This is a genomic window from Actinocorallia sp. B10E7 (assembly GCF_039871655.1).
In the GTDB taxonomy this organism is placed as follows: Bacteria; Actinomycetota; Actinomycetes; order Streptosporangiales; family Streptosporangiaceae; genus Actinocorallia.
In genome coordinates, this window is the sequence record NZ_JBDPLZ010000001.1 from 62584 (window position 1) to 85501 (window position 22918).

Genomic DNA, 22918 nt, shown 5'->3' on the forward strand with positions numbered 1-22918 from the left:
CTGGCTTGACGGTACCGTATGTACGTCTAGTTTTTCACGTGCTTACGTGAGAGTCGACATGCAGAGGGGTGCAGCAAGCATGACCGCGTACTTGGACTCGGCGGCGACCACGCGGGTCGACCCCCGGGTCGCCGAGGTGGTCCTCCACTGGATGACCACAGAGTTCGGCAATGCCGGAAGCCGCACCCATGACTGGGGAACCAGGGCCAAGCGAGTAGTCCAGCAGGCTCGGGAGCAGCTCGCCGGACGGCTTGGCGCCGGACCATCTGAGCTGGTCTTCACGTCGGGCGCCACCGAGAGCAACAACATCGCGCTGCTCGGCCTGGCTCCGTACGGAGAGTCCCAAGGCCGCCGCCACATCATCAGCTCCGCGATCGAGCACAAGGCCGTCCTTGAGCCCTTGGAGCACCTGGCTTCCCGCGGATTCGACGTCGATCTGATTTCTCCGGGCCCATCCGGATGGGTGAGCGTCGAAGCTGTCCGCGAGCGGCTGCGTGACGACACGTTGCTGGTCTCTGTCATGCACGTCAACAACGAGACTGGAGTGATCCAGCCTGTCGCGGAACTGGCGGAGCAGCTGCGTGACACCCCTACCTACCTGCACGTGGACGCCGCTCAGGGATTCTGCAAGCTCCCCGAGGATCTCAAAGCACCGATCGACATGATCAGCATTAGCGGCCACAAGGTTGGAGCGCCCAAGGGGGTCGGCGCGCTGCTCGTCCGGCGGCGTGGCCGTGACACTGTTCCGCTTACTCCTCTGATGTACGGCGGCGGGCAAGAACGCAAGCTTCGGCCTGGCACGCTACCGGTCCCGCTCATCGCCGGCCTCGCCAAGGCTGCCGAGCTCTTTGAGAAGGAGCATGAGCAGTGGTGGAACCAGGCCGTGGCATTCCGCGCTCGCCTGGTAGAGGCTCTCGGCAAGACCAAGGTTCGTTTCAACGGTGACCAGGAACACGTGGTCCCGCACATCCTTAACCTGTCCTTTGAGGGTGTGGATGCCGAGGCCCTGATCGTCCAGCTCAAGGAGCTTGTGGCTGTCTCCACCGGTTCTGCCTGCACTAGCGCGTCCTACACCCCTAGCCATGTCCTGCGCGGCATGGGGCTGCCGGACGAGATCGCCGGCAACGGCCTGCGGCTGTCCTGGTTCCCCGACCAGGTGCAGGACCTGGACGTCAACGAGCTGGTGGACGAGATCTCTGAGTTTCAGGCGGAGGCGTCCTACTTCGCCTGATCAGGACTCCTTGCGACGCACCAGGCGGTGTCCCCGAAGCTCCCTTCCGCAGCGGAGGAGTTCAGTCTCCCAACCATCCTCCGTTCCGATGAGGTGCGGGTTTCGGTAGAGTCCGGCCCGCACCTCGGAGTGCGTCAACCGCCGGTACTTGGGGGCGTCCGGATCATCGGAAGCCAAGAACTCATGCTTGCGGTGAAGCAACGGCCGGTTCGCAGCCTCTTCATAGGATTTGAACGATGTCTTCAGTGTGGTGAGATCTACCATGTATGACGAGTGCAGCTTGGGATGCGGATCGGTGTCGAACTCTGGATAGTCCAGCCAGCTCACCGCACGGCCCTGATGACGGAGCTTGACCAGCGACCAGAAGGGCGGCCGCCCGGCCGCGATCGAAGCACAGTGCTCATAGAGACGCAGCACCGTCGGCATCTGATCGACCGCGCGTCTATGTACATACAGCGCCGTGGGGGTCAGCTTCCCGACTTTCGACGCCTGCATCGCTCCCCTGATGTAGGTGTCGTCGCGTAGCTTCAACAGCAGGCGGTCGGCCCGCATGCAGGCTTCCTTGTAAGAGGTGAAGAAAGCCCTAACATCCAGTTGCAAGGACATGGGCAAGCTGCTGTAGGGTCCACGGCCGTTGAACAGCTCAACTGCGAGGAACAGGAGCGTGGAGAGGGTCGATGCTCTGACGCCTGCCTCGGCCTTCTGGGGGTCTGCGGACTTTCTCACGATGCGCTGTAGTTCGTTCGGCTGGAGATGTGCGAGGAGTTTGGCCATCTCCGTGGGCATCTCTTCCAGCTTTGGCAGGCGACCTCGTCGCTCGGTGTAGTCCACAACGGCAGCGATCGCCGAACCGGTGTCGTCGGAGGCCAACCAGTCGGCGTGCGGAACGATCTTCCGGGCCAGGTAGCGGAGGCGGGCATCGTCGCTCTTGAAGGCGTAGACAATGCCGGGGGCAGCGGAGACACAGCGGACACCAGTCGTCTTCTCTACGTAAGCACGAAGCTCTGCCGGACTGAACAGATGTTGGAACGTCCGCCTGCTGGTCAAGACACCGTCCTCGTACTGCCGACCTCGGACTTTTGACCGGTCCCAGGTGAGCCGGGTCGTGACCACAAGTAGACGTTCTGTAAGTCCCCAGGCACGTTGTAGCGCCTCGCGTCGCTCTTCAGGGTCTTCAATGACATTGAGAACGTAGGTCAGCAGCACGACGTCCGCTGGCTGGGGAGCTTCATCGGGGGCATAGAAAGGGTCCCACCCCCGAGCTTGAAACCGCATCCCGCGTAGGCCACGGACATCGTCGCCACGTCCGCTGCCGTAGTCCAGAACGCTGGTAGAGGTGCTCGCCTCTCCATCGACGACAGCCTGTCGGGCTGCTATTGACAGCGTGGTACGGCCGATCGCGGTGAGGCGGCGATCGCTTTCCCAGTGCAACCCAGACATGGAAGCTCCCGTTGGTTCTGTCGGTTCAGCAAGGGACCGCTAGCGACAGATGCAGAGACTGATCGTGACCAGCCAGGCATCGGCCTCCACCAGAGGCGAAGAGCATGCTGCCTATCCGCTATTGGTCTCGCCAGACAATCTGCGCCATGCATGAACCCAAAGTTCCTGATCCTCCACGCTGCCGTTACAGCCAATGATGATGGCGCGAACATACTGAAGACGGAGATGCGGCCTTGTCCCATCCTTCCTGTACAGGATCCGAGCGATGGTGGTGTGCGAGACCGGATGCGGGTATTTGGCCGAACGCAGAACCCTGGAGATTTCGCGCGTTGACGGTTCCCCGGACCAGACTCGATAGCGTTCGAGCAGATCGGCGAGTTCGTGCATGCTGCCAGCTGTGGACGGGTCGGGCTTGGACAGATCTGGTGCAGACAGGCCTGGGGCACCGAGGACACCTTGCGTGTCATGCATCTGGCCGAGCGCAATGCGGTACGACTCCTTCGCTAGCCTCACCAGGCACTCGCCCTGGGCAGACAGTCGCCACACCTCAGCTTGATCGCTGTCTTCATGGATGCGTCGCCAGGACTCACGGATCGCTGAGTCCTCGAGATCCCCCGCTATGGCCGCCCTGTAGAAATGCAGGAACGCCAGCTCGGCAACCAGTCGATCCGTCGAGACATCGGTGATACGCATAGCTTGAGCGGCGAAGCCGCGTAGCGAGATGTCATTCACGTCAACGACAAAACGCTCCGCTTCAGTCATCGCGGCTTCCGCTTCGTCGGCGAGACCTTGCGCTGGCGGCGGTCGGTCAGCTGCGCGACGACCGCGGACAGCCGGTCGATCTCCCTATGTGCATGAGCGAGTTCGGCGGCGAGCGCAGAGATACCGCGACTGCGGACCGGCGCCGCGGTCTGCGTCTCGGAGTCCACCTGCGACGACGGCGAGGTTCGGATGACCTGTGGGATACGCCCCAGGACGTAGGACAGCCCGCATACCAGCGTTACTGATGCCACTGCCGACCAGCTCTGGACAGCAGACGGACCGGGTTCCTGAAGAGCCAACCAGACGATACCGCCAGCGCTGCCGGGAGGCAGAACAACCATGAGTGACCTCCCCAGACGTTGTTCCCAGCCGTCGGTCTTGATTTCGATGAGCATGAAGGATCCTTGGATTGAGATGTGTCCCTGAACGAGTACGTGCAGAGATCCCATGTGCCGACGACTGCCCTAATCCCTTCCAGGAAGCATCAGCAAATGTGACCTCTGAGGCCATTATGGGTGACGCCGACGCAGACCTGAAGGCCATTTTTTTCGTGCGAAGATAGCACACTTCCCCTATGTGAGGGCAACACCCACATCCTACGAAAAATCATGATGCAAAGCATCCCAAGCCGACTCAAGTCGGAAAACCCTGTATCAGGTTGTATCACAATGCAAGGAAGCCAGTATGCATGCCGAACATTAGGCAGCCAACCACCCGCCGCCACCATGGGCGAACGCCCGGAACCACCCTTAGATTCAGACAAACGTGATAAGGTGCAATAAAATCAACATCTCGGAATATTTCAGGCTCGGGTTGCCAAAAATTTTTACAGGAGTACGATAAAACCACCTTCCCGCCCCCGAGTCTACGTTCCCCGCCCGAAACGGTCCGCTTACTGCGCCAGGATGCCCGTTCCGGCAACCCTTTAGCCACTATGAAATCACTAGCTCGATCATATGGAGATTTCCATCGACAGCGCCAACCTTCATGAATTGATAAAACCAAGGATGCGAGCAAGGCTCTCCAGCGCGACCTTAAGTGCCACACCCCGCGAAATGGAACCAAATTATCGATACCCCGCTTAGGCATCTATAGATACAAGCTAAATTAATCAGCACCGATTTCCACTCAGGAAAAGTTTTTCAATTAATTGGCATCAATTCAACACGCACAGAGGTAATCTCAGCGATTTTCGGGTAGGTGGCCGTGCTCGAAATAAGTGAACGTTTTTCAGCGTGCGGCGAGTTCGCGGGTGTGAAGGACGTGGATGGCCTTGGCGAGGTGTCCGGCGCGATGCGGGCAGCAGCGTAGTTTCCGCAGGATCTTCCAGGTCTTCAACTGGGCGTTCGCGCGTTCGCCCGGCCCGCGGAGGCGGGCGTGGGAGCGGTTGGCCTGCTTCTGGGACTCGGGCTTGTTCCTGCCCCGGTAGGGCGTGGTGATGTGCTCGCCCGCCCCTTGATAGGCCTTGTCCGCCAGGACGATCATCCCGGTGGCGGCCAGTTCACGGACGATGCCCCAGATCCGGGCGGCCGTCAGGTCGTGGGTCGAGCCCGGCAGCGGCCCGGACACCCACACGATGCCCCCGTCCGGACCGGCGATGACCTGCAGGTTCATCCCGTGCATCCGGTGCTTGCCGGAGTAGAACGGCCGGTCGGCGCGCACCCGGTCGATCGGGATGAGCGTGCCGTCCAGCACCAGGTACAGCAGTCCGTCCCTCTTGGCCCCGGCCAGCGCCTTACGGAGTTTCGGCGAGCGTGCCGACAGCAGCATGACGACCTCGTTGACGTACCTCCAGGCGGTCGTGGTCGACACCCCGAACCCGGCACCGAGCTCGAGATACGTCTCGCCTTTGCGCAGGTAGACCAACACCATCAACGCCTGTATCCCCGGCGTGAGGGCTCGGCCCTTGCTGCCGATGCTCTTGCGGTGCCGGCGCACCACACCGGTGGTGTAGTTCAGGGTCTGACGCGACAACGGCAGCGAAGCACGATAGAACAACATGCGAAGCCTCTGGCGGATCGAGGAGATTGTGGTGATCAACCCGACTACCAGGGGCTTCATGTCTCGAGGCCGACACGCCACCGCGATCATGCCGTGATCAACGAGCCCGGATCTGCTGGTGAAAAACGTTCAGTGAGGACGAGGGCGGCGCGGGCGATGTCGTCGATTCTGCTGGGGCTCGCGGTGATGTGCTGGAGGGTGCGCCAGCGGCCTTTGAGCAGGGCGAATCCGCGTTCGCCGAGGCAGCGCAGGCCACGCAGGAGCCGGTTGTAGGTGCGGTTGTCGATGCTAAGAACCTGCCCGTCGGAAGGGTTTTTGACAGGCGTCAGGACGCCGATTCCCGCGCCTTCGTATCCGCCGTCGGCCGCAGCGGCGTAGAGGGCGCCGAGCAGGTGGGTGCGGGCTGCGGTCAGGTCGTGGACCGAGCCGGACTCAGCATCGGACACCCACAGCGGCAGCCCGGTTGGGCAGGACAGGGCCTGGACGTTGCCGGCATGCCGGTGCGCCTTGCCGGAGTACCACAGATCGATCGGCTCGCCCTTGACGCTGAGGGTCTGCTCGGCGCACCGGTCTGTGGGCAGCAGGGCGCCGTCCATGATCAGATAGGCGAGGCCGTCCATGCGGGCCCGGTCGAGAGCTTCGTGCAGATCAGGTGCTTGAGCTGCGAGAACATCGATGCCTTCGTCGACGTGTCGGTAGGCGGTGGCCCGTGAGACTCCGTGGTCGCGGCCGAGGGCGGGAATGTCCTTCTGCCCGCGGAACCAGCGCAGCACCAGGACCGCTTGGCGGAATGGGGTCAACGCCCGGCTGCCCTTAGACGTGCCGCACAAGCGCCGTTCGGCCCCCAGCAGCCGGGAGACATGCAGAACGAGGTCACGGGAGACGTCGAGCGTGGCACGATGGACAATCACGTGGAGCCTTCCGGAAGACGCGAAGAGTAGCTGTGGTGGCCCTCTTCCTACCGGGGCTCCACGTCCCGTTTCCGGCCTTCGGCAACCCCTCCCGAACCGCCCGAAATACCAGCTCTACACCCCGGAAATCCCAGCTGACCGAACCATTCCGCTGAGATCACCTCACAGCCACGGCGAATTCTATTTCAACAATGGCACCAAATGTGCGCATTTGGATTAAATCCGAAATAAGCCCTCGCATCGCGCGTGGCTTAATACGAAGCCCCCACTGTGAACCTATCTCGGCGCTTGTGGTTCTCGGCGAGAGCACATCGCCATGGCGGCCATGTCTCACGTGCGTTCCAGGCAGCATCCAGATCCAGGCGGGCTTCCACTACCGGTAGGATCATTCCGGTTTCCAGCTCTTCGCCTCTTGGTCAAAATAGGAAAGCTTAGATAGGCCCGGTGATTATTCTACCGGGCCTATCTAAGCTTTCCAGCTGCTGAAAAATATGAAGCGGAATACGCCTATCAGCTCAAATTTCTCGATCGCCATCTGTGCAGCCGCGATGGAGTCATACATTGAGCCATTGTCAGTAAGCGAAGATCGCGTTGTGTGACGGGGTGAGGGTCCAGTTGTGCTCTTGGTAGAGCAGGACGAGGGCGGCGCGGGTGATGCGACCGATGCGCCAAGGGTCGAGGCTGACGCGGCGTAGGGCTTTGAAGGTGACGGTGAGCAGGGCGTTGGCGCGTTCGCCGACTCCGCGCAGGCCGCGTAGGAGTTTGTTGTAGGTGCGCTGGTCGTCGGTGAGTTTGCGGCGCTTGTTCTTCTTGACCGGGACGCGAAGGACGTGGGCGGCTCCTTCGTAGCCGAGGTCGGCCAGGGCGGGCAGGCCGGCGGAGACCTCGGCGAGGGCGCCGATGACGCCGTGGGCGCGGGCACAGGGCATGTCGTGTTCACGGCCGGGTCGTACCTCGGAGCCCCACAGAGGCCAGCCGTCCGGGGCGGAGATCACCTGGATGTTCCCGCCGTGGTGTGTGTGCTTGCCCGACCACCACAGGTCCGCTCCGTTCAGCCCGGGGGCGGCCAGGCGGTCGGTGGCGATGACGATGCCGTCGAGGTTGACGTGGGTCAGGCCCTCGGCTTCGGCGCCGGCCAAGGCCTGCCGCAGGCCGGGGGCGCAAGAGGCGAGGGCGTCGATGCCTTCATGCAGGTAGCGGTAGGCGGTGCTACGGCTGATTTTGTTGTCGGCGGCCAGCTGCCGCAGCCGGGTGCCGTCGCAGAACCAGCGCAGCACGAGCACGGCCTGGGCGAAACACCCCAGCGCGCGACGCCGTCGGCGGGTGCCTCGGCAGCGGCGCTCGGAGTTCAGCAGAGCAAACGGGAACAGCACGGCCTGGCGGCGGACCTCAAGGGTCGCCGAGTATGTGACACTGGTGGGCACGTGAAGCCTCTGGCTATGAAGTTGATCTCTAGACAAGACCACTTCTACCAGGGGCTTTACTCTTCTCGGTCGCCAGCGCACACCACCCAGCGGCTACGCAAAGCAGCCGACCGTTACTGACAATGGCTCATTGTTCAGTGCCAAGTGGCGCCACTTAGCAGTTCTTCCACCGATGCGGGTTTGGCGCTGCCGCTGTCGCTGAGAGCCTCGATGACCAAATCGATGGCAATCTGCGCTGCAGGCTTGTGTCGGATATTCACCTGTTCCTGGAGATATTCGAGACCACCGTTAGCGTAGTTCTCGAAGATCTTGATACGGTCTTCAAGGCGACTGCTGTCCATGATCTCCGGATCATCCACCACGTTGACGGCGATCATGTTGATAAACGCATCACTGAAGGCCGGACCAGTCAGGGTCTCGTATCGGATGGGGTCGCCAGAAGCTGCGGTGAACGGGACGCTCCTATCATTACGGAACCCGATAGCGGCCGCGAACAGAAGAACGTCGCGGAAGGTGGCAAACCCCCCTTCGTTCTGCAGTTCCGTCATGAGAGCCTCGTGATCGTGTGGCCGGCGAACCCGCACATCAGAGGTACTGATCACTTAATCACCTTCAGCTGAGAGTAGTCGGATTCGGAGGCTACGATGTAGGGGTGAGAAATCCCTTCGAGGACAATGTCATCGGCGCCGCTGCCCGGCGCGGTGGTGTGGGTCTCAATGACTCCCAGATGGCTGACATAGGGCATGAGCTCGGTGACGACCTTGCCAAGCCCTTGGCTCTTGCTCACTAGGACGATGAGCTGCGGTGCCATTCCGGCCAAGACGCGCGCGACGGCCTGCTGATAGTCCTGGTCCAAGGAGCCGAAGGCCGCGTCCATCACGATGGGGTAGCTTCCTGAGTCTTCCGTCCGGTCACCTTCGGCACGCCGCTCCTGCCGAATCTCCCGGGCCAGTTTCGACACAGCAGCGACAAAGCTGAGGCTGAGGATCTGGTTTTCACCAGTCGACTTGGGTACCGGCAGCTCCACGCCATCCACATTCTTATGCAGGGTAAGCTCGAAGCCCTTGTTCAGCGTCGGAACATGGTTTTGGTGAGTGATGCTGCGAAAGATCGTTTTTAGTTCCGCGTCCAGACGCTTGCGCATCTCCTCTTCGCGGATCGCGAGGATCTCGACGAGCGCACGCCGGACGGACTGCACGAGATCAGAACGGGATCGTGCTTTGAGCGCGAGCTCGTCGGTTACCTCCGCCTTGCCACGCTCCCGGCTCAGCCGATCGATGTCCTTGGTGATGCCTTCCAGTTGGTTTTTCACTGCACCGATCCGCTGCTGCTTAACACCGATGCGGTTGTGAAGATCCAGGCGCTTAGTCTCCAGACCCTGCACGTCTTCCAAACGGCTGCCGATGAGCTTGCCATCAAGTTCCGACAGGCGTTCCTCCAAGCGCGTGACATTGTCCCGTTCGGTACCAATGCGCTTGGTGAGTGTGGCTAGTGCCTCCTTTAGGTCGACTCGTGCCGACCTCATCGGTCCCATCTGGGCACTGAGCTGCTGCCAGGCCGTCTCGACCGCCTGGAGACCCGCTTTTTGCCTCCATTCAGTGACATGTTCCCAAGCAGAGGTATGCTCGGTCAGCGGCGTCCCGCAGATACAGGTACGGTCCTCTAGCAGCTTGTCGACGAACTCACGCTTGAGCGGTGCAGGCAGGGCCCCCTTACGGTATAGGGATTCGGCCATCGTGACGGTCCGGTCGCACAGCTCCTCGCTGAAGGCTAGAAAACCTCGTGTGGCCGCCAGGTGCGCCCTTTCCTTTACAGCAGTCCGGAGAGCGGAGCGCGCATCTTCGAGCTGTTTGGTCACTTCATCGCGCTCTGTCTGGATAGGAGCGGCCTCGGAATGCTGCCGCAGTAGCTCGGTAACCCGCTCATGTTCCTCGGTCAACTCCGCCAAATCGCCCTCAAGGACGGCCTGCCCTTCGTGGGCCTTAGCCTCGGCGTCGCGCAGGTTGTCAATCTCTGTCTGGATATCGCTGGCCTTGGCGCCGCCGTGCTTTTTCAGCTCCTGGGTCAGCCGCCGATCGACCTTGGGCAAATGCACCAAGGCGCGCTCAACCTGCTCTAGGTCTAGCAGCACCTTGATGTCCTGCTGGACCTCGGCGTAGGCACCTTTCTTGACTAGGTTCTCAATACGCTCTCCGTTGAAGAAGAAGAAGCGGCTGACACCCCGCGGCAAGATACTGAGGATGGTCTGTTGCGGGGCCTCCTTCAGTTCCGTGGAACCGTCAGTTTCCGTGATCCACAGCCGGACTTCTGGGGAGATCTTCGGCTGTTGGTCGGAGTCCTTTCGAAGATCGGCACAGCGTACCAACCGGTAGACGCGGCCATCGTGGTCAAACCGAACCTCGACGGAGACCTCGATGGAATCTCCGGTCTTCAAGGACCGCCAGGCGCTGTCAGTGACCATTCGGTCCTGTTCTTCGACGTCCTCGGACATCTTGCCGTACAAAGCCCAAGTGAAGGCATTGAGGAAGGTGGTCTTGCCAGCACCGTTGGCGCCGAACAGCAAGGAGACCGGCTGAGCGGAGGTCGAGCTGAGGTCGAAGGTCTGAACGCCTTTGAACTGCCGGAAATTAGTCACCGTGATCGACCTCAGTTTCACGGGATGATCTCCTTCACCGCAGCGAGCAGGTCATCGGTCGCATCGTAGGCTGGCACGTGTAGCTTGGCTCGCTCGATCTCCAGGACTCGCTTCAATAGCGCCCGCTCCTCGGTACTCAGTTCCGCGATCACCTGCTGTTCCGTGCGCCTATCTGCAGTCACCTGGTGTCCTTTCTACACATGAGATACGTCACCGCGTCTAGATGTCCATCAGCTGGTAGCGCTCTTTCAACGGCCGCAGCGTTGAGAGCGTCGTCTCATAGTTGTCCGACAATTTCCCGAACTCATGTGCCCGCGCGAACTCGCGGACCAACAGCGCCCGTTCAACATCGAAGTTAATCGGCGCCTGCGCGGGTGGGACAGCCAGATAGTCGAGGATCTCAGCATGGTCCTTGCCTTCGGCGCGACGCAGGATGCGACCGCGACGCTGGATGAACTGGCGCGGATTACTGCTGCTAGCCAGCAGATAGGCAACCCGAGCATCAGGAATGTCGACACCCTCGTCCAGACAGCGCATCGCCACCAAGACCCGTAGGTCGTCGCCTGTGGCAAATCTACGCAACAACTCCTGACGGCGGCGGCGCGGAGTATCGGCGACATAGGGGTAGGCCGACAAGTGCAGCTGATTTCCCACGATGTTCATGGCATCTTTGAGCTGATTGGGGCCCGGCGGTTCCCCGACTTCTGAGGGCCGGTTCCCCTCCGCGCAATAAATCAGCTGGAACCAAGAGGAGCTTCGCTCGCCAAGGTCCATGCGCAGTTGAGCAAGTTTGCCCTCGGCATGGCCGAGTACACCTGCGCGTTGGCGCAGCAAAAAACCAATCGGCGAATTAGGGTCTGTGTCGTCTAGGCGGTCGCCAGCGGCCATTCGTTTGGCGATCTGCCCGGTCAGCTCGAGGTACAGGGCGGTTTCGCGATCAGTAAGTTCCACTAGGCGTGGCCGATAGTGATAGCGACACAGCGCTCCCATCTCGATGGCTTGGGCGAGACCGAGCTCGAAGGCGATCGGCCCGAAGTAGCCGATCAACGCGTCGGTGCCCTCGTCATCGAACCAGCGCTCGGGCGTGGCAGATAGCGCCAGCCGGTAGATTGCGCTAGCCGGCAGCGCCGCACGACGCGATGAGGAGCCCAGATGGTGCGCTTCATCGGCGATGATGAGCATCGGCAGGGTGTTACGCGACAACACCGACTGGAACCTGGCACCGGTGAAGGAGTCGTTGGTAACCACCAGGACAACAACCGGACGCTGTCCCATCCGCGCCTCATGCAGTTGGTCTTCCACAACCGGCTGCCACTTGGAGCTCGATTCGTACACCGCGACCGGTCGTACGCCGAATGCTTCGACCTCAGTGACCCATTGATCCACCAGGTGTATCAGAGGTGCCACTACCACGACGAGCAGAGGCTCTTCCCGTTGACGTTGGACGTTGGCTAGCTGGGTGGCCGCAATCAGCGCCGTCTTAGTCTTGCCGGTGCCTGTAGCCATTTTGAGGATGCCGCGGCCCTGCTGGCCAAGCCACGCCTCGACGGCTTGCCGCTGGTAGGGCCGTACGGTCATCCCCGCAGGCAGGGACAGGCGTGCCAGCCCGAGAGCAGGTTGCGGCAGGAACGCCAGAGCGTCGTCGGTGCCCGGTAGATGGCATCCAGGTCGTTCCTTGCCCAGCTGGACCATACGCTCGCGGGCAACGCTGGGGAAATGTTCGATGCGCAGGTGAGGAGTCTGGTTGTCCCACAGCGCCTGGAAGTCGTCCTTCAGACGGACCGCGCGTGCCCCATCGCCCTGCACCCAGCCGCAATAGACCTCGACAGACTCGAAGTTGGCTATGAGACCGCCGTAGGTCTCGTTGCTGCTTCCGGTGAACGCAATGATGTCGCTGGCCGCGTCATAGAAGATGCCGATCTTCTCGTGGTAGATGCCGATCTTGCCGTGCTGTTCGACGAAGGCCAGCTTGATGTCCAATGTGCCCTCGGCAATCAAGCGTCCGAGCAGACCGAGACCATCCAGGATGCTATCGGGCTGATCGGAGTCAAACTCGCGCAAGGTCGCACGCTCGACCACGGCACGTAGGTCGTAGCCGCGTTCGATGTCGGTGATGTCCTCCTCAGTCAGATGAGGTGATGCCACCAGCCGCATGGTGCCGCCGCGTTCAGTGAAGTTCTCCAGCCCGCGTGCGAGCAGCGCCAGGCTGGTGGAGGTGAAGTAACCGACGGCACGGTCGTAGCGGGTGGCGACATCGAAAACCGGCAGATAGAAGTTCGCGACGACATCCTCACGATCGCTGCGATAGTGACCTTTGACGCCACAGAACCGTAGACCGGGCGGGGATGTGTTCACAGTAGGTCCATGATTTCGTCGATGTCGGTACTCGACGACTGCGGGGCCATCGTGTGGCTCTCCAGGGCTGGTCGAGCGTCAGTGAGCAGGTCTGCGATATCGCCGTCGCCGCGTTCGCGGTAGGCACCGATAAGGCTTGCGGTGGGAGTGTCCTCGGACAACCCGATCGCCATGCACAATGCCGCGCGATTCTCTCGCAGCGTTGCCACCGGCACTCCGATCAAACCGAGCGCATCGGCCAGCGCGTCGCCGGTCGGCTCGGGCATCGCTTCGAAAGTGAACGTTCCGTCATCGCCGATCACCAGGAATGCTTCGGTGTCGGTCGCGATGTCATCGTCCTTGAGAAATTTGCGGATCGTCCCGAACATGGGCTGTGTGCCCTTCCAGCTGACCGTCTGCGGTCCCAATGGCGAGGTCAGATAAACGGTCTGGCCATACTCCAGTCCAGCGATCGCGGCAATCGCCATCGGCGCCACCGTGCCGCTCCCCCGCAGATGCTCTTTTGTGATCTTGATTCGGTAGGCCCACGACCCGGCTCGACGAAACAGCCGACGGGTGCGTTCGGGAGGCTTGCGCGCCGTAAGAGCACCGGAGCGCATCCGTACAATCCCATCACGGTTCTCGAAGGGAGGAGAGCTGGCGTATGCCACGACCGTGCTGGCCGTGACGCTGTACTTGCTAGTAAGGGACTCGATAAGATCATCAAGCAGGATGCGGCCGCCGGCCCGGCTTATGCGCTCCCGGATAAGTGACCGCACCCCAGAGTAGGCATCCAGACCCCACTCCGCCAACGCCCAGCTATCGCGATCGACTCGTTCAAAACGATCGTCAACGCTCATAGCGTTACGCAGAGAAGCCGCGCTGCGTTCAATAACGAATCGATCGATAATCTGCTGCGACCCCATCGGAGATCCGGTCACCGACAAGATTGCGGCACCGTAGTCAGAGACCGACTGTGTTCGCGTGAGCACATGGTCGCCATCGATCACATAGCCGCAGTGTTGAAGCCAGGCGACGGTCAGCGCCTGGCGGCGCTCAGGATGGCCCCCTGGGACTATGTCGACGTCGTCGAGACACACCACTCCATAGCGGTCCGCGCGCTCTTGCAGGTGCGTCTGCGTCATCGCGATCACAGCGGCCATGCTCGGCGCCACGCACCAGCCGTCCTCGATCTCATAGGTGTCGTCGAGGCGGTCCAGGACACGCCATGCTGGCTGCCCGACGGCCTCCACAACGTTACCGAGCGCAGGAAGCAGGTTGATCAGGTCATCGAGTGGCCGAATGATGTCGATGAGGCCTCGTACGGTCTTCGCTACAAGTTCCAACGGACCGCCATTGTTGAGCAGGCTCAGCATCTCACCACGGGCCTTGCCTTCGATCTGCCGGACCCGCTCGCGGGTCACTCCGTACTCAAGCCCAATGTGGTCAAGTGTGCACGGGGCATTGGCGAACAACCTGAGCGCCAGGATGCGAGAGGCTCGTGGATCGAACGTCCGCAAGGCCTCATCAAAGAGCATCGCGACATTGCGCCTTGCTTGATCAGCTCCCAGGACACTGTCCGCACTGAACGCCTCGATGCGCCGTCGCGCATCGATGACCTCCTGCGGAGCTCCCGCCTCTCCCAGCGGTCCCAGCGGTCCCAGCAGCGATCGGTCAGGCACACCGATGGCCGCGGACCAGACGGCCAGCTGATAAAGGTCTTCGGCAATCGCTGTCGCCACCTCGGGCGGCCGTCCAGGCAGCTCTTGAGGTTGCAACCACGGCTGTGTCGCAGTCGACGATGGCGTGACGACCGTCGGGACTACCTCCGACGTCGAAGCATCAGCGAGTGCATGAACGATCGCCTCAACCGAGGCCACGCCGATCTGTCGCCACTCGAGAATGTCATCCACTGTGAGGCCTGCGAGATCACCGGTATAGCAATAGCCCTGCCGGTCAAGTGCGTTCATCGCACGCTTAGGCAGTTGCAGGCGGCGCAGCTCGATGTCGAGGGCCAGACCAGGGAACAGCTCGCTGATGCGCCATCGCGTCAACGTTTCCATCGCGATGTCGCAAATGGAGGTCAAACGCTCTTGACGCACAACCTGATCAGCAGTCTCTATAACATCGTTCCACCACGGCTGAGGGGCCAGGCTGGCCGCACCCTTGAGCCACGGGAACGCCTCGCTCCACGTGGGCGGCGGCAGCTCTGCAGACGTCGCGCCATCAGACATCCAATATGCCCTTCCTCAGACGTATGATCAGCCACTGTCCGCGCGACCTTCATCTTGGTACATCTCAGCGCCTCACAGAGGAATTTCATAGCATATGAAGGCATGAGGCGCCTGCTTCCGCGAAGGAGCAGCGCAGATCCTCGAGGGAGAAGTGGGGCGCGCACCGAGCTCACTGGGAGCGACTATCCTCGGTCACGTCCAGCGGAGTGGTGTATGAAACGATCTCCGCGTGATCCTGTTCGTGCTGGTCAGGCGGCCAGTGCCGCCGGTTCCTGATCTTCTTGCCCCGGCTGGCCGATGATTACTCTGAGTCGGGGCATTCCCCTTGAATGTGGACACCTTGGAGACTGGATCGTGACGTCCAGACCGAGGATCTCCCGCCGCCCGTCGGCGTTGACCGCAGCGGCGACCAGGACGTGGATGTTCACGATCCGGCCGCCCTCGCGGACCTTCTGGGTCAGGGCGTCCAGCCACACGAACGTGTAAGGCCCGCCGTCCAGGGACCTGCTGCGGAACGCCTCCACCTGGGCTTCCAGGGACTTGGCCAGCTCGCTGACCTGGGACTTGGAGATGCCCTTGATGCCCAGCTGTTCCACCAGCTTGTCCACCCGCCGGGTCGAGACACCCAGCAGATAGGCGGTCACCACCACCGAGACCAGGGCTTGTTCGGCCCGCCTGCGGCGGTCCAGTAGCCACTCGGGGAAGTAAGAACCCGACCGCAGTTTCGGGATCGCCAGCTCCACCGTTCCCGCCCGGGTGTCCCATTCCCGCACCCGGTAGCCGTTGCGGGAGTTGACCCGCTCTTCGGGGAGCGCTCGCCATAGGAGGCCCCGCAGAGCGCTTCGGCCTCGGCTGACATCAAAGCATTCGCAATGGTCTGCACCATGGCCCGCAACAGATCCGGCTCGCACGCGCTGATCTGTTCGGCCAGCCGACCTTCAGGGTTCACACTGTTGTTCACGGCCACCGCGTTTTCTCTCCTTCTGATCTTGGTCGATTCGAAGGATCACGCGGTGGCCGTCTCGCGCCACGACGACACGCCCCTCACCTGCGGAAACTCATACACCACCTCCGTGGACGCAACCGAGAGGGCTGGACAAGGAGATCCGCCGCCGCACCGACGTGGTCGGCATCTTCCCCGACCGCGCCAGCATCGTCCGCCTCATCGGCGCGGTCTTGATGGAGCAGACCGACGAATGGACCGAATCCCGCCGCTACATGGGCGCGGAGATCCTCGCCAAATCCCGCCTGAGAATAGTCACTGGCCAGCCGGGCAGGAAGATCAGGAACCGGCGGCACTGACCGCCTGACCAGCACGAACAGGATCACGCGGAGATCGTTTCATACACCACTCCGTTGGGCGTGGCCCCCGCACCTCGCAGTCTCGGATCTTTCTTCTGCCCCGTCCAAGAACATTCGGTAGTGCTCCGTCCAGGGACGCCTGAGTGCTCCAGCAGGGCTCCGAGCCTGGCGACTCGTATGCTCTGCCTCCGTCCTGTCGGTGCTGGGTTGGCCTCGGCCTGTCCTGACTTAGTACTCGTCGGCTTCTTCACAAGCGCAGCTGCCGTTCAGCCTCCACCGAGTCACCGTGCGATCGGTCTTCTGCTCGATCTCCACTTCTCCGCCGCAGAGTCCCGCTACCACGACCAACCCGCGACCTGACTCCTCCAGCTGCTCGATGTCCCCGACTTCATCCACTCCGAGCTCAGGAACCCGCACTCGTGCCGTGGGCACGGCGTGATGCACCAGCATCCCCGTCACCCGCCCCCACACATGCGTCACGACGATGCTCGCCTGACCGCCGCCGCCATGCTCGGCACAGTTGGCGAGCAGCTCCGACAGCACCGTCACGCAGTCGTCCCGCAGCGAACACTCGAGCGGAAACACTTCCCGCAGCCATGCTCGCGCCGCCCGTACCTGCACCAGTTCGGCGAAGAACGTTTGCTCAGAGCACCAACCCTCCTGCCATGCCAGCGAAGCGGCCTCGCTTTCCCGCTGCGCCGTCTCGTCATCACTCATCCGACCCCCGTCAGTGGTGCGATCCTCGTGCGTACGGTGACCGCTAGCTGACATAGTGCTACCGGCCATGCGGATGCAGACTAGATTGCATCTTGCAGATCGGCCAGCAAGATGCAGAGATTGGAACCACTCAGATTCGGAGGCTCCTCATGCCCCCACGCTCCAGCCCCACGGCCCGACGCCGCCGCCTGGCCAACGCCCTGCGTCAACTCCGCGAGGAGCATGGCCTGAGTTGCGCTGAACTCGGCAGGAGACTCGGCTGGTCAGAAGCCAAGGTCAGCCGTATCGAGACCGCCCGAGTGGGAGTGAAAGCCGACGACCTTGACAGGCTCCTGGAGCACTTCCAAGTGCCGGAGGACCTCAAGGAGAAGCTGATGCTTCTACGCAAGCAGGCTGGCCACCGAGGCTGGTGGCACTCCTACACCGACGCCTTCCCTCTCTGGTTCCACAACTACGTCGGCCTTGAGGACGGAGCCCGCTCGCTGATCACCTACCAGAACCAGCTCATCCACGGCCTCCTGCAGACCGACGACTACGCGAACGCCGTGATCCGAGCCCACCAGCCGGCCATAGGCCCCGAGGAGATCGACCGCCAACTGACGGCCCGAGCCACCCGCCGAGCGACCCTTACCCGCACGGACCCCCTGATCTACTGGGCGATCCTGGACGAAGCAGTCTTGCATCGCGTCGTCGGATCAGCGGACATCATGCGAGCGCAACTCACCCACCTGCGCCAGATGGCCGCCCTGCCGAACGTCACCCTGCAGGTCCTCCCGTTCAACGCAGGTGCCCACGCCTCCATGGGCACCTCGTTCAACATCATGAAGTTCCCCGACGCCGGAGACCCCGACATCGTCTACATCGAAGACCTCACCACAAGCCAATATCTCGAAGAGCCACACGATATAGAGCGGTATACGGTGGTAATCGACCATCTACGTGCATCGGCCCTGTCTCCCGAGGCTTCGGACTCCCTCATCGCCCGCTTCGCCGACGACATGACCTAGCCCCGCATGAGAAGGAGGACGTCGGCCATGCTCGCTCCCCACCCCCTGTCTCCATTCATCTGGCGCAAGAGCACTCACAGCAACGGAGCTGGCGGAGACTGCATCGAAGTAGCCCGCACACACCACTTCATCGCCCTCAGGGACAGCAAGTCCCCACACACCCCGTATCTCACTTTCAGCCAGAAGCCGTGGGCCGCCTTCCTCACTGACGTGAGACAGGGGAAACACGACCTCGACCGCTGACGGGACTGCTCAGTTGCTGGAGGCTCCACCACGTTCCTCGAAGAGGAAGGCACCAACCGAGGGATGCACCAGTAGAAGAACTACGCGTGGTGCATACCAGCCTGAAGGCGATTCTCACAGGCTCCGGAACAGGCCATTCGGTGGCCTGCCACATCCATAAGCCGGTATGAACATCAGGCGAGAGCGCCGGCGGCCGTCAGCTTCTGTCACCCAGCGCTTGGGCGAAGGCCATGCAGACCGCCTGGCCGGTCGCCTGCGGCGCCGCCAAGGGGTGTGTGTAGCGAACGGCGCTGCTGCACTTCCGGTGATAACGCGGCCCGACCCGCTTCTGCTGAAGTCCTTGCTTTCGGCAACCGCTCCTCGGCGGCAGGAGCGGTTGCACGGCTCCTCAGTCATTTCGAACACCGCATGATCATCTGAAGCCCACCGGGAAAACCTCATTGGGATCCACATCCGTCGACACCAAACGTAATTCTTTAACACTTCGTCTTCAGAATCGAGACAGCAGGCCAGTTTTCGATTTCCACCGTCACCTATCGGCTCGGCTCCGCCGGGTGCAAGATGATGCCTTTGTGGCTACAAATGTGAGGACCGGGCGCGGTCCTCACATTTGTCTTTGGACGGGTGCGGACCGAGCGCGGTCCACACGGCGAACATGGAGGTGGGGTGTCGGACAATGGGCAGGGCGAAGACAGGTGGCCACGTCAGCGGGGGTATCGGCGGCGCGTGGAGGATGCGCGGAGGCGGTGTCTGTGCCTGCGGCTCAGCGAGAACGAGCACGAGGCGATTAGAGCAGCAGCGGAGCGGAACGGGGTGACCCGTACATTCTTTGCCGCTGAGGCGGTTCTCTTGGCTGCGCGTGAGGAAATGCCGCTGGCGAGGTCGGCTGATCGGGCGCTGTTGCGTGAGGTCATGGAGGGAAATCGGCAGATCCGGCGGGCAGGCACAAACCTCAACCAGATCACCATGCGGTTTCACACGTCCGGGGAGTGCCCACCGGAGCTGGGACGGTGCTTGGAGCGGGTGGCTGCGGGCCTGGCACAGCTAGAGGCATTGGCGGTGCGGTTGGACGAGGTGATCGACCGCCGATGATCGGGAAGATCACCCGCGGGTCGAACGTCGGGAACCTGATCGTCTACCTGTACGGACCTGGCCGCAGCAGTGTGCACGAAGACCCGCATGCGGTGGCCGGCTTCCGCACGCCTACGGAGTTGGAGCCGAGCATCAGCGAGGGGAGCGGGATCTTCGATCACTGATCAGCTTGTTGCGTCAGCCGGTCACGGCCCTCCAGGAGTCGGGTTATGAGCAGCCCGTCTGGCAGTGCTCGTTGCGGGCCGCACCGGAAGACCCGTATCTGAGCGACGAGCAGTGGGCCGAGATCGCCGAGGAGACCCTCCACAGGGTCGGTCTCATCCGGGCCGAGGATGAAGCCGGATGCCGGTGGATCGCGGTCCGGCACGCGGATGACCACATTCACCTCGTCGTCACGCTCGCCCGGGAAGACGGGCGCATACCGCGGCTGTGGAACGACAAACTCAAGGTCAGAGGTGCCTGCCTCGCCGCTGAGGAGCGGTACGGGTTGAGGCGGACGACACCGGCCGATCGCACCGCCACGCCGCGGCCCTCCCGGGCCGAGCAGGAGAAAGCAGCACGTCAGGGGCGCGAAGAGACTCCACGGCACACGTTGCGGAAGGCGGTGGCGACCGCTGCGGCTGGGGCTGGCGGCATGGAGGAGTTCTTCGGCAAACTCGACGAGGCAGGGCTGCTGGTCGGCAAGCGCTACAGCAAGTCGAACGCTTCCGAGGTGACCGGATACAAAGTCGGACTGCCCGGGGACCTCACCGGGGATGGGCAGCAGGTCTGGTTCTCCGGCGGCAAGCTCGCCCCGGAACTCAGCCTCCCGAAGCTGCTCCGCCGCTGGGCCGATCCGGCACTCTCCGCCGATCTCTCCTCCCGTCCGCGGGCCGGACGGAGTGCGAAGGAGAGGGATGTTCTCTACCGGGCGTCCGCCCAGGCCGTCACCCGGGCGGCCCAACAGTTCCGGTGGAGCAGCAGCCCCCAGGTTCGCGCCGACATCGCGGCGGCCACCACCGGCGTGCTGTACACAGCCGCGCAGGCGACCGGCAGCACGCGCTTGGCCGACGTCGCGGATACCTACGCCAGAGCGGGGCGGGAACCGTATGGGCGGGCGACGCCGTTGGGCGGCTACTCGCGAGGGCTGAGGGCGGCAAGCCGGCTGCTCGCACATGCAATGGGGCCCGAGAGCCGCAAGGCCTACGAGATGACGGTCGCGCTGATCGAGCTGATCTCATGCCTGGCCGACCTTGCCGAGGCGGTGGCCGAACACCGCGCACGCCAGGGCAAGGGCGCACAAGCCGATGCCGCACGTCTTGCCTGCGATGAATTGAAGGACATGGCGAGCAGGAGGACGAGAACACCGAACTATGCGGGCACGCTTTCACCCGAGGCTCTCGCGGCTGCCTCCTTCCCTGCGCCACCGACAGGAGGAATCGCTTGGAGCAGCCCGTCACCGGCGCCGCCAGGCCCGTCCACCGCGCATGGTCGGGGCCGCCGACGGTAGTTACATACGGATGCTCGTGCTGGCCGCGGTGATCCTCGTCGTCGACCAGGCCTCCAAGTTCTGGGCGGTCTCCGCGCTCTCCGAAGATCGGGACATCACGCTGATCCCCATGTGATCAGCCTCCGGCTGTTGTTCGACCCCGGCGCGGCCTTCTCGATCGGGACCGGGGCCACCGGGGTGTTCGCCGTGACGGCGGCGGCCGCGGTCGTCGGCAACATCGCCGACATCGCGCTCGCCGGCGGTGCGGCGCTGCGGATCGTCCTCGGCCTGCGCGGTGTCCCGTTCGACGGGCGGCCGGAGCCCGCCCCGCTCGGCGACGGCTGGTCCGCCCGCAGGGCATGGCTCCGGCCCACGCTCAGAGGGGCTTCGGACGGCGGACCACCGGCACCGGCTGCCCCCGGCGGGCCGCCTCCTCCCGCATCTTCTTTCGCAGGGTCCTCGCCCGTCCGAGGAACGCGCGGCTGCGGCGGATACCGCCGCCGGCGAGGCTCCAGTCGTTCAGTGCCCGCTCGACCTCGACGCGCAGCAGCCGACCCTCGCCGTCACCATCGCTCTCGCTTGCGGTCCCGACCAGCACCACGTTCTCCTGCCATTCCATCGCCGGCCCGTGCCGGTGGAAGGTCAGGCAGACCGGGCCGGTCACCGGCCCGGCGCCTGCGGGAAGCCGCAGCTCAAAGCCGCCCGGCGTCCGCACCGCCGAGCGGCAGCGCAGCGTCACCGGGAGGCCGTCCACCACCGCCGACACCACCGGCTCGCCGAGCTGTTCGGCGCGGTCCAGGAACGGCCGTGGATCGGGCGGCGCGGCGGCCGCCGGCGCGCGGCCCGGAACCGGCGGCCCGGATGGCGCGGGGTCGGACGTGGGGAAGTCGGCTCCGTCCGGCCGGGTCCAGGCCAGCGGCGGGTGTGACAGATCGCCCTCCGGCCACCAGACGACGCGCTCGGGCGTCACCTCGATGTAGATGCGCGCGAAGTACCAGTTCCATCGGCGCACCACCCACCACGGTGTGCCGGCGAACCCGGTGGTCTTCGTCGGCAAGTCGCGGATGAACCGGTCGGTGTTGGCCTGCAGATCGGCGTCGCGCACGGCGGCCCGGCCCTGCACGAGCACGACCGGCGGCCGGTGCAGCCCGCTCCCGGTGGGGTCGGAGTAGAGCAGCGCCACCCGCGGGTCGCGGCGGGCGCGCTCGGCCTTGTCGGGATAACCGAGGCCGGTGGTGAGATCAAGCGTTCCATGAGCACCGACGAACGGCGTGATCGGCCAGGTGATCGGTCGTCCGGTCCGGGTCAGCGAGGTGTACTCGCACACGATGAATCGTTCGAGCACCTCGCGGACTTCCGGCGGCAACGCCTCGATCGCGGTGACGCCGGGGGCAGGGGTGGTCTGGGCGGCCGGGGCAAGTGAGGTCGGTTCGGTCATGTCGGCTCAGCCCGCGAGCACGGAGTTGGCGAGCGGGACTCCGGCACCGTAGAGGGCGGCGAAGCGCCTGCGGTAGGCCGGCCACCAGAACAACCGGAACATCAGCCTCGCGACGGGTGGCAGGTCCGCCAGCGTGGCCGCGACCTGCTCGTCGTTCGCGCAGGAGGCGAGCCAGCCGAAGATCACCGGGACCCGGCGGCGGCCGAAGTCGTTCATCGCCGTGCGTTTGTCCGACTCGAGGTCCTCCGGAGTCAGGTGACGGAGCATCAGCGGCACGGCCGCCTGTTCCTCGTGGTCGAGGTGGTCGTTGACGACCTCGTGCAGCCGGGCCAGAACCACCGCCCGCTCGGGCAGCGGGGTCGTCCGGTCCGAGGCCGCCCGCATCAGCGGGTCGAGCGCCAGATGTTCGGCCTCCAGTTCGGCCATGGCCTCGTGTGCCGCCGGCTCGCGCCCGGTGAGCCGCCGCCACAGGGTCTCGTCCTCGTGGCGGTGGTGCGCGTGCAGCATCTCCAGCACCAGGGCGAGCTGTTCCTCGAGCAGGTCCATGTGTTCGGCGTCCCGTGGCCGCGGGCAGGCCTCGGCGAGTCGGCCGAATTCGGTGCGGAAAGCGGCGTGCATGAGCATGAAGCCGGAGAGTTGTTCCTGTGTGATCATCGGCTGTTCCTTCCTTGTGGGGAAC

General features: G+C 63.3%; 19 protein-coding genes and 2 pseudogenes. 6 read left to right on the plus strand and 15 right to left on the minus strand.

Annotated features, from left to right (window positions below):
* Positions 1–79 precede the first annotated feature (79 nt).
* Entirely contained in the window at positions 80–1231 is a 1152-nt protein-coding gene (gene dndA, locus ABGB12_RS00295; RefSeq protein WP_347673485.1) for a cysteine desulfurase DndA, read from the plus strand.
* On the opposite strand, the gene ABGB12_RS00300 is transcribed toward dndA, so the two are convergent.
* The 12 genes and pseudogenes from ABGB12_RS00300 to ABGB12_RS00355 all read right to left on the minus strand — a co-directional run.
* Positions 1232–2671: a DNA phosphorothioation-associated putative methyltransferase gene (locus ABGB12_RS00300; RefSeq protein ID WP_347673486.1), complete on the minus strand. Its 1440-nt coding sequence runs from the start codon at positions 2669–2671 to the stop codon at positions 1232–1234.
* Positions 2672–2782: 111 nt separating this feature from the next.
* Positions 2783–3433: a hypothetical protein gene (locus ABGB12_RS00305; RefSeq protein ID WP_347673487.1), complete on the minus strand. Its 651-nt coding sequence runs from the start codon at positions 3431–3433 to the stop codon at positions 2783–2785.
* The gene (locus ABGB12_RS00310) at positions 3430–3828 is read right to left on the minus strand and encodes a hypothetical protein (RefSeq protein WP_347673488.1); all 399 of its coding nucleotides are present in this window, start codon (positions 3826–3828) and stop codon (positions 3430–3432) included. Before ABGB12_RS00310 ends, ABGB12_RS00305 begins: the two co-directional genes overlap by 4 nt.
* An 835-nt stretch (positions 3829–4663) precedes the next feature.
* Entirely contained in the window at positions 4664–5434 is a 771-nt protein-coding gene (locus ABGB12_RS00315) for a transposase family protein (protein ID WP_347673489.1), read from the minus strand.
* Positions 5435–5520: 86 nt separating this feature from the next.
* A complete protein-coding gene (locus ABGB12_RS00320) occupies positions 5521–6345 on the minus strand; it encodes a transposase family protein (protein WP_347673490.1) in 825 nt (274 codons plus the stop codon).
* Between the two features lie 572 nt (positions 6346–6917).
* The gene (locus tag ABGB12_RS00325) at positions 6918–7718 is read right to left on the minus strand and encodes a transposase family protein (RefSeq protein ID WP_347674993.1); all 801 of its coding nucleotides are present in this window, start codon (positions 7716–7718) and stop codon (positions 6918–6920) included.
* 185 nt (positions 7719–7903) lie between these two features.
* On the minus strand, positions 7904–8371 hold the full coding sequence (locus ABGB12_RS00330) for a DNA phosphorothioation-associated protein 4 (protein WP_347673492.1): 468 nt from the start codon (positions 8369–8371) through the stop codon (positions 7904–7906).
* Positions 8368–10425, minus strand: coding sequence for an AAA family ATPase (locus ABGB12_RS00335; protein ID WP_347673493.1), 2058 nt, complete (start codon positions 10423–10425; stop codon positions 8368–8370). Before ABGB12_RS00335 ends, ABGB12_RS00330 begins: the two co-directional genes overlap by 4 nt.
* Complete coding sequence (locus ABGB12_RS00340) at positions 10422–10556, minus strand: hypothetical protein (protein WP_347673495.1); 135 nt, start codon at positions 10554–10556, stop codon at positions 10422–10424. Before ABGB12_RS00340 ends, ABGB12_RS00335 begins: the two co-directional genes overlap by 4 nt.
* 67 nt (positions 10557–10623) lie before the next feature.
* Positions 10624–12759 (minus strand): DEAD/DEAH box helicase family protein, encoded by a 2136-nt coding sequence (locus ABGB12_RS00345; RefSeq protein ID WP_347673496.1) that lies wholly within the window; start codon positions 12757–12759, stop codon positions 10624–10626.
* On the minus strand, positions 12756–14972 hold the full coding sequence (locus ABGB12_RS00350) for a sigma factor-like helix-turn-helix DNA-binding protein (RefSeq protein WP_347673497.1): 2217 nt from the start codon (positions 14970–14972) through the stop codon (positions 12756–12758). Before ABGB12_RS00350 ends, ABGB12_RS00345 begins: the two co-directional genes overlap by 4 nt.
* Positions 14973–15325: 353 nt before the next feature.
* Positions 15326–15939: pseudogene (locus ABGB12_RS00355) on the minus strand (transposase); the annotation flags it as partial.
* 125 nt (positions 15940–16064) lie between these two features.
* On the opposite strand from ABGB12_RS00355, the pseudogene ABGB12_RS00360 reads away from it, so the two are divergent.
* Positions 16065–16282: pseudogene (locus tag ABGB12_RS00360) on the plus strand (transposase); the annotation flags it as partial.
* A 220-nt stretch (positions 16283–16502) separates the two neighbouring features.
* Here the strand turns inward: ABGB12_RS00360 and ABGB12_RS00365 are convergent.
* Positions 16503–16991, minus strand: coding sequence for an ATP-binding protein (locus ABGB12_RS00365; RefSeq protein WP_347673499.1), 489 nt, complete (start codon positions 16989–16991; stop codon positions 16503–16505).
* A gap of 149 nt (positions 16992–17140) precedes the next feature.
* Here ABGB12_RS00365 and ABGB12_RS00370 point away from each other — a divergent pair, with 149 nt between their 5' ends.
* From ABGB12_RS00370 to ABGB12_RS00385, 4 genes are all read left to right on the plus strand, one after another.
* Positions 17141–17998, plus strand: coding sequence for a helix-turn-helix transcriptional regulator (locus ABGB12_RS00370; protein WP_347674995.1), 858 nt, complete (start codon positions 17141–17143; stop codon positions 17996–17998).
* A 27-nt stretch (positions 17999–18025) separates the two neighbouring features.
* Positions 18026–18241 carry a DUF397 domain-containing protein gene (locus ABGB12_RS00375; protein ID WP_347673501.1) on the plus strand — a complete coding sequence of 72 codons (216 nt, stop codon included), beginning with the start codon at positions 18026–18028 and terminating at the stop codon, positions 18239–18241.
* 1088 nt (positions 18242–19329) lie between these two features.
* Positions 19330–19497 carry a hypothetical protein gene (locus ABGB12_RS00380; RefSeq protein WP_347673502.1) on the plus strand — a complete coding sequence of 56 codons (168 nt, stop codon included), beginning with the start codon at positions 19330–19332 and terminating at the stop codon, positions 19495–19497.
* Positions 19498–19502: 5 nt separating this feature from the next.
* On the plus strand, positions 19503–20822 hold the full coding sequence (locus ABGB12_RS00385) for a hypothetical protein (RefSeq protein ID WP_347673504.1): 1320 nt from the start codon (positions 19503–19505) through the stop codon (positions 20820–20822).
* A 355-nt stretch (positions 20823–21177) separates the two neighbouring features.
* Here the strand turns inward: ABGB12_RS00385 and ABGB12_RS00390 are convergent, their stop codons facing one another.
* Positions 21178–22239 (minus strand): pyridoxamine 5'-phosphate oxidase family protein, encoded by a 1062-nt coding sequence (locus tag ABGB12_RS00390; protein WP_347673506.1) that lies wholly within the window; start codon positions 22237–22239, stop codon positions 21178–21180.
* Positions 22240–22245: 6 nt separating this feature from the next.
* Entirely contained in the window at positions 22246–22893 is a 648-nt protein-coding gene (locus tag ABGB12_RS00395; protein WP_347673507.1) for a hemerythrin domain-containing protein, read from the minus strand.
* Between the last annotated feature and the right edge of the window lie 25 nt (positions 22894–22918).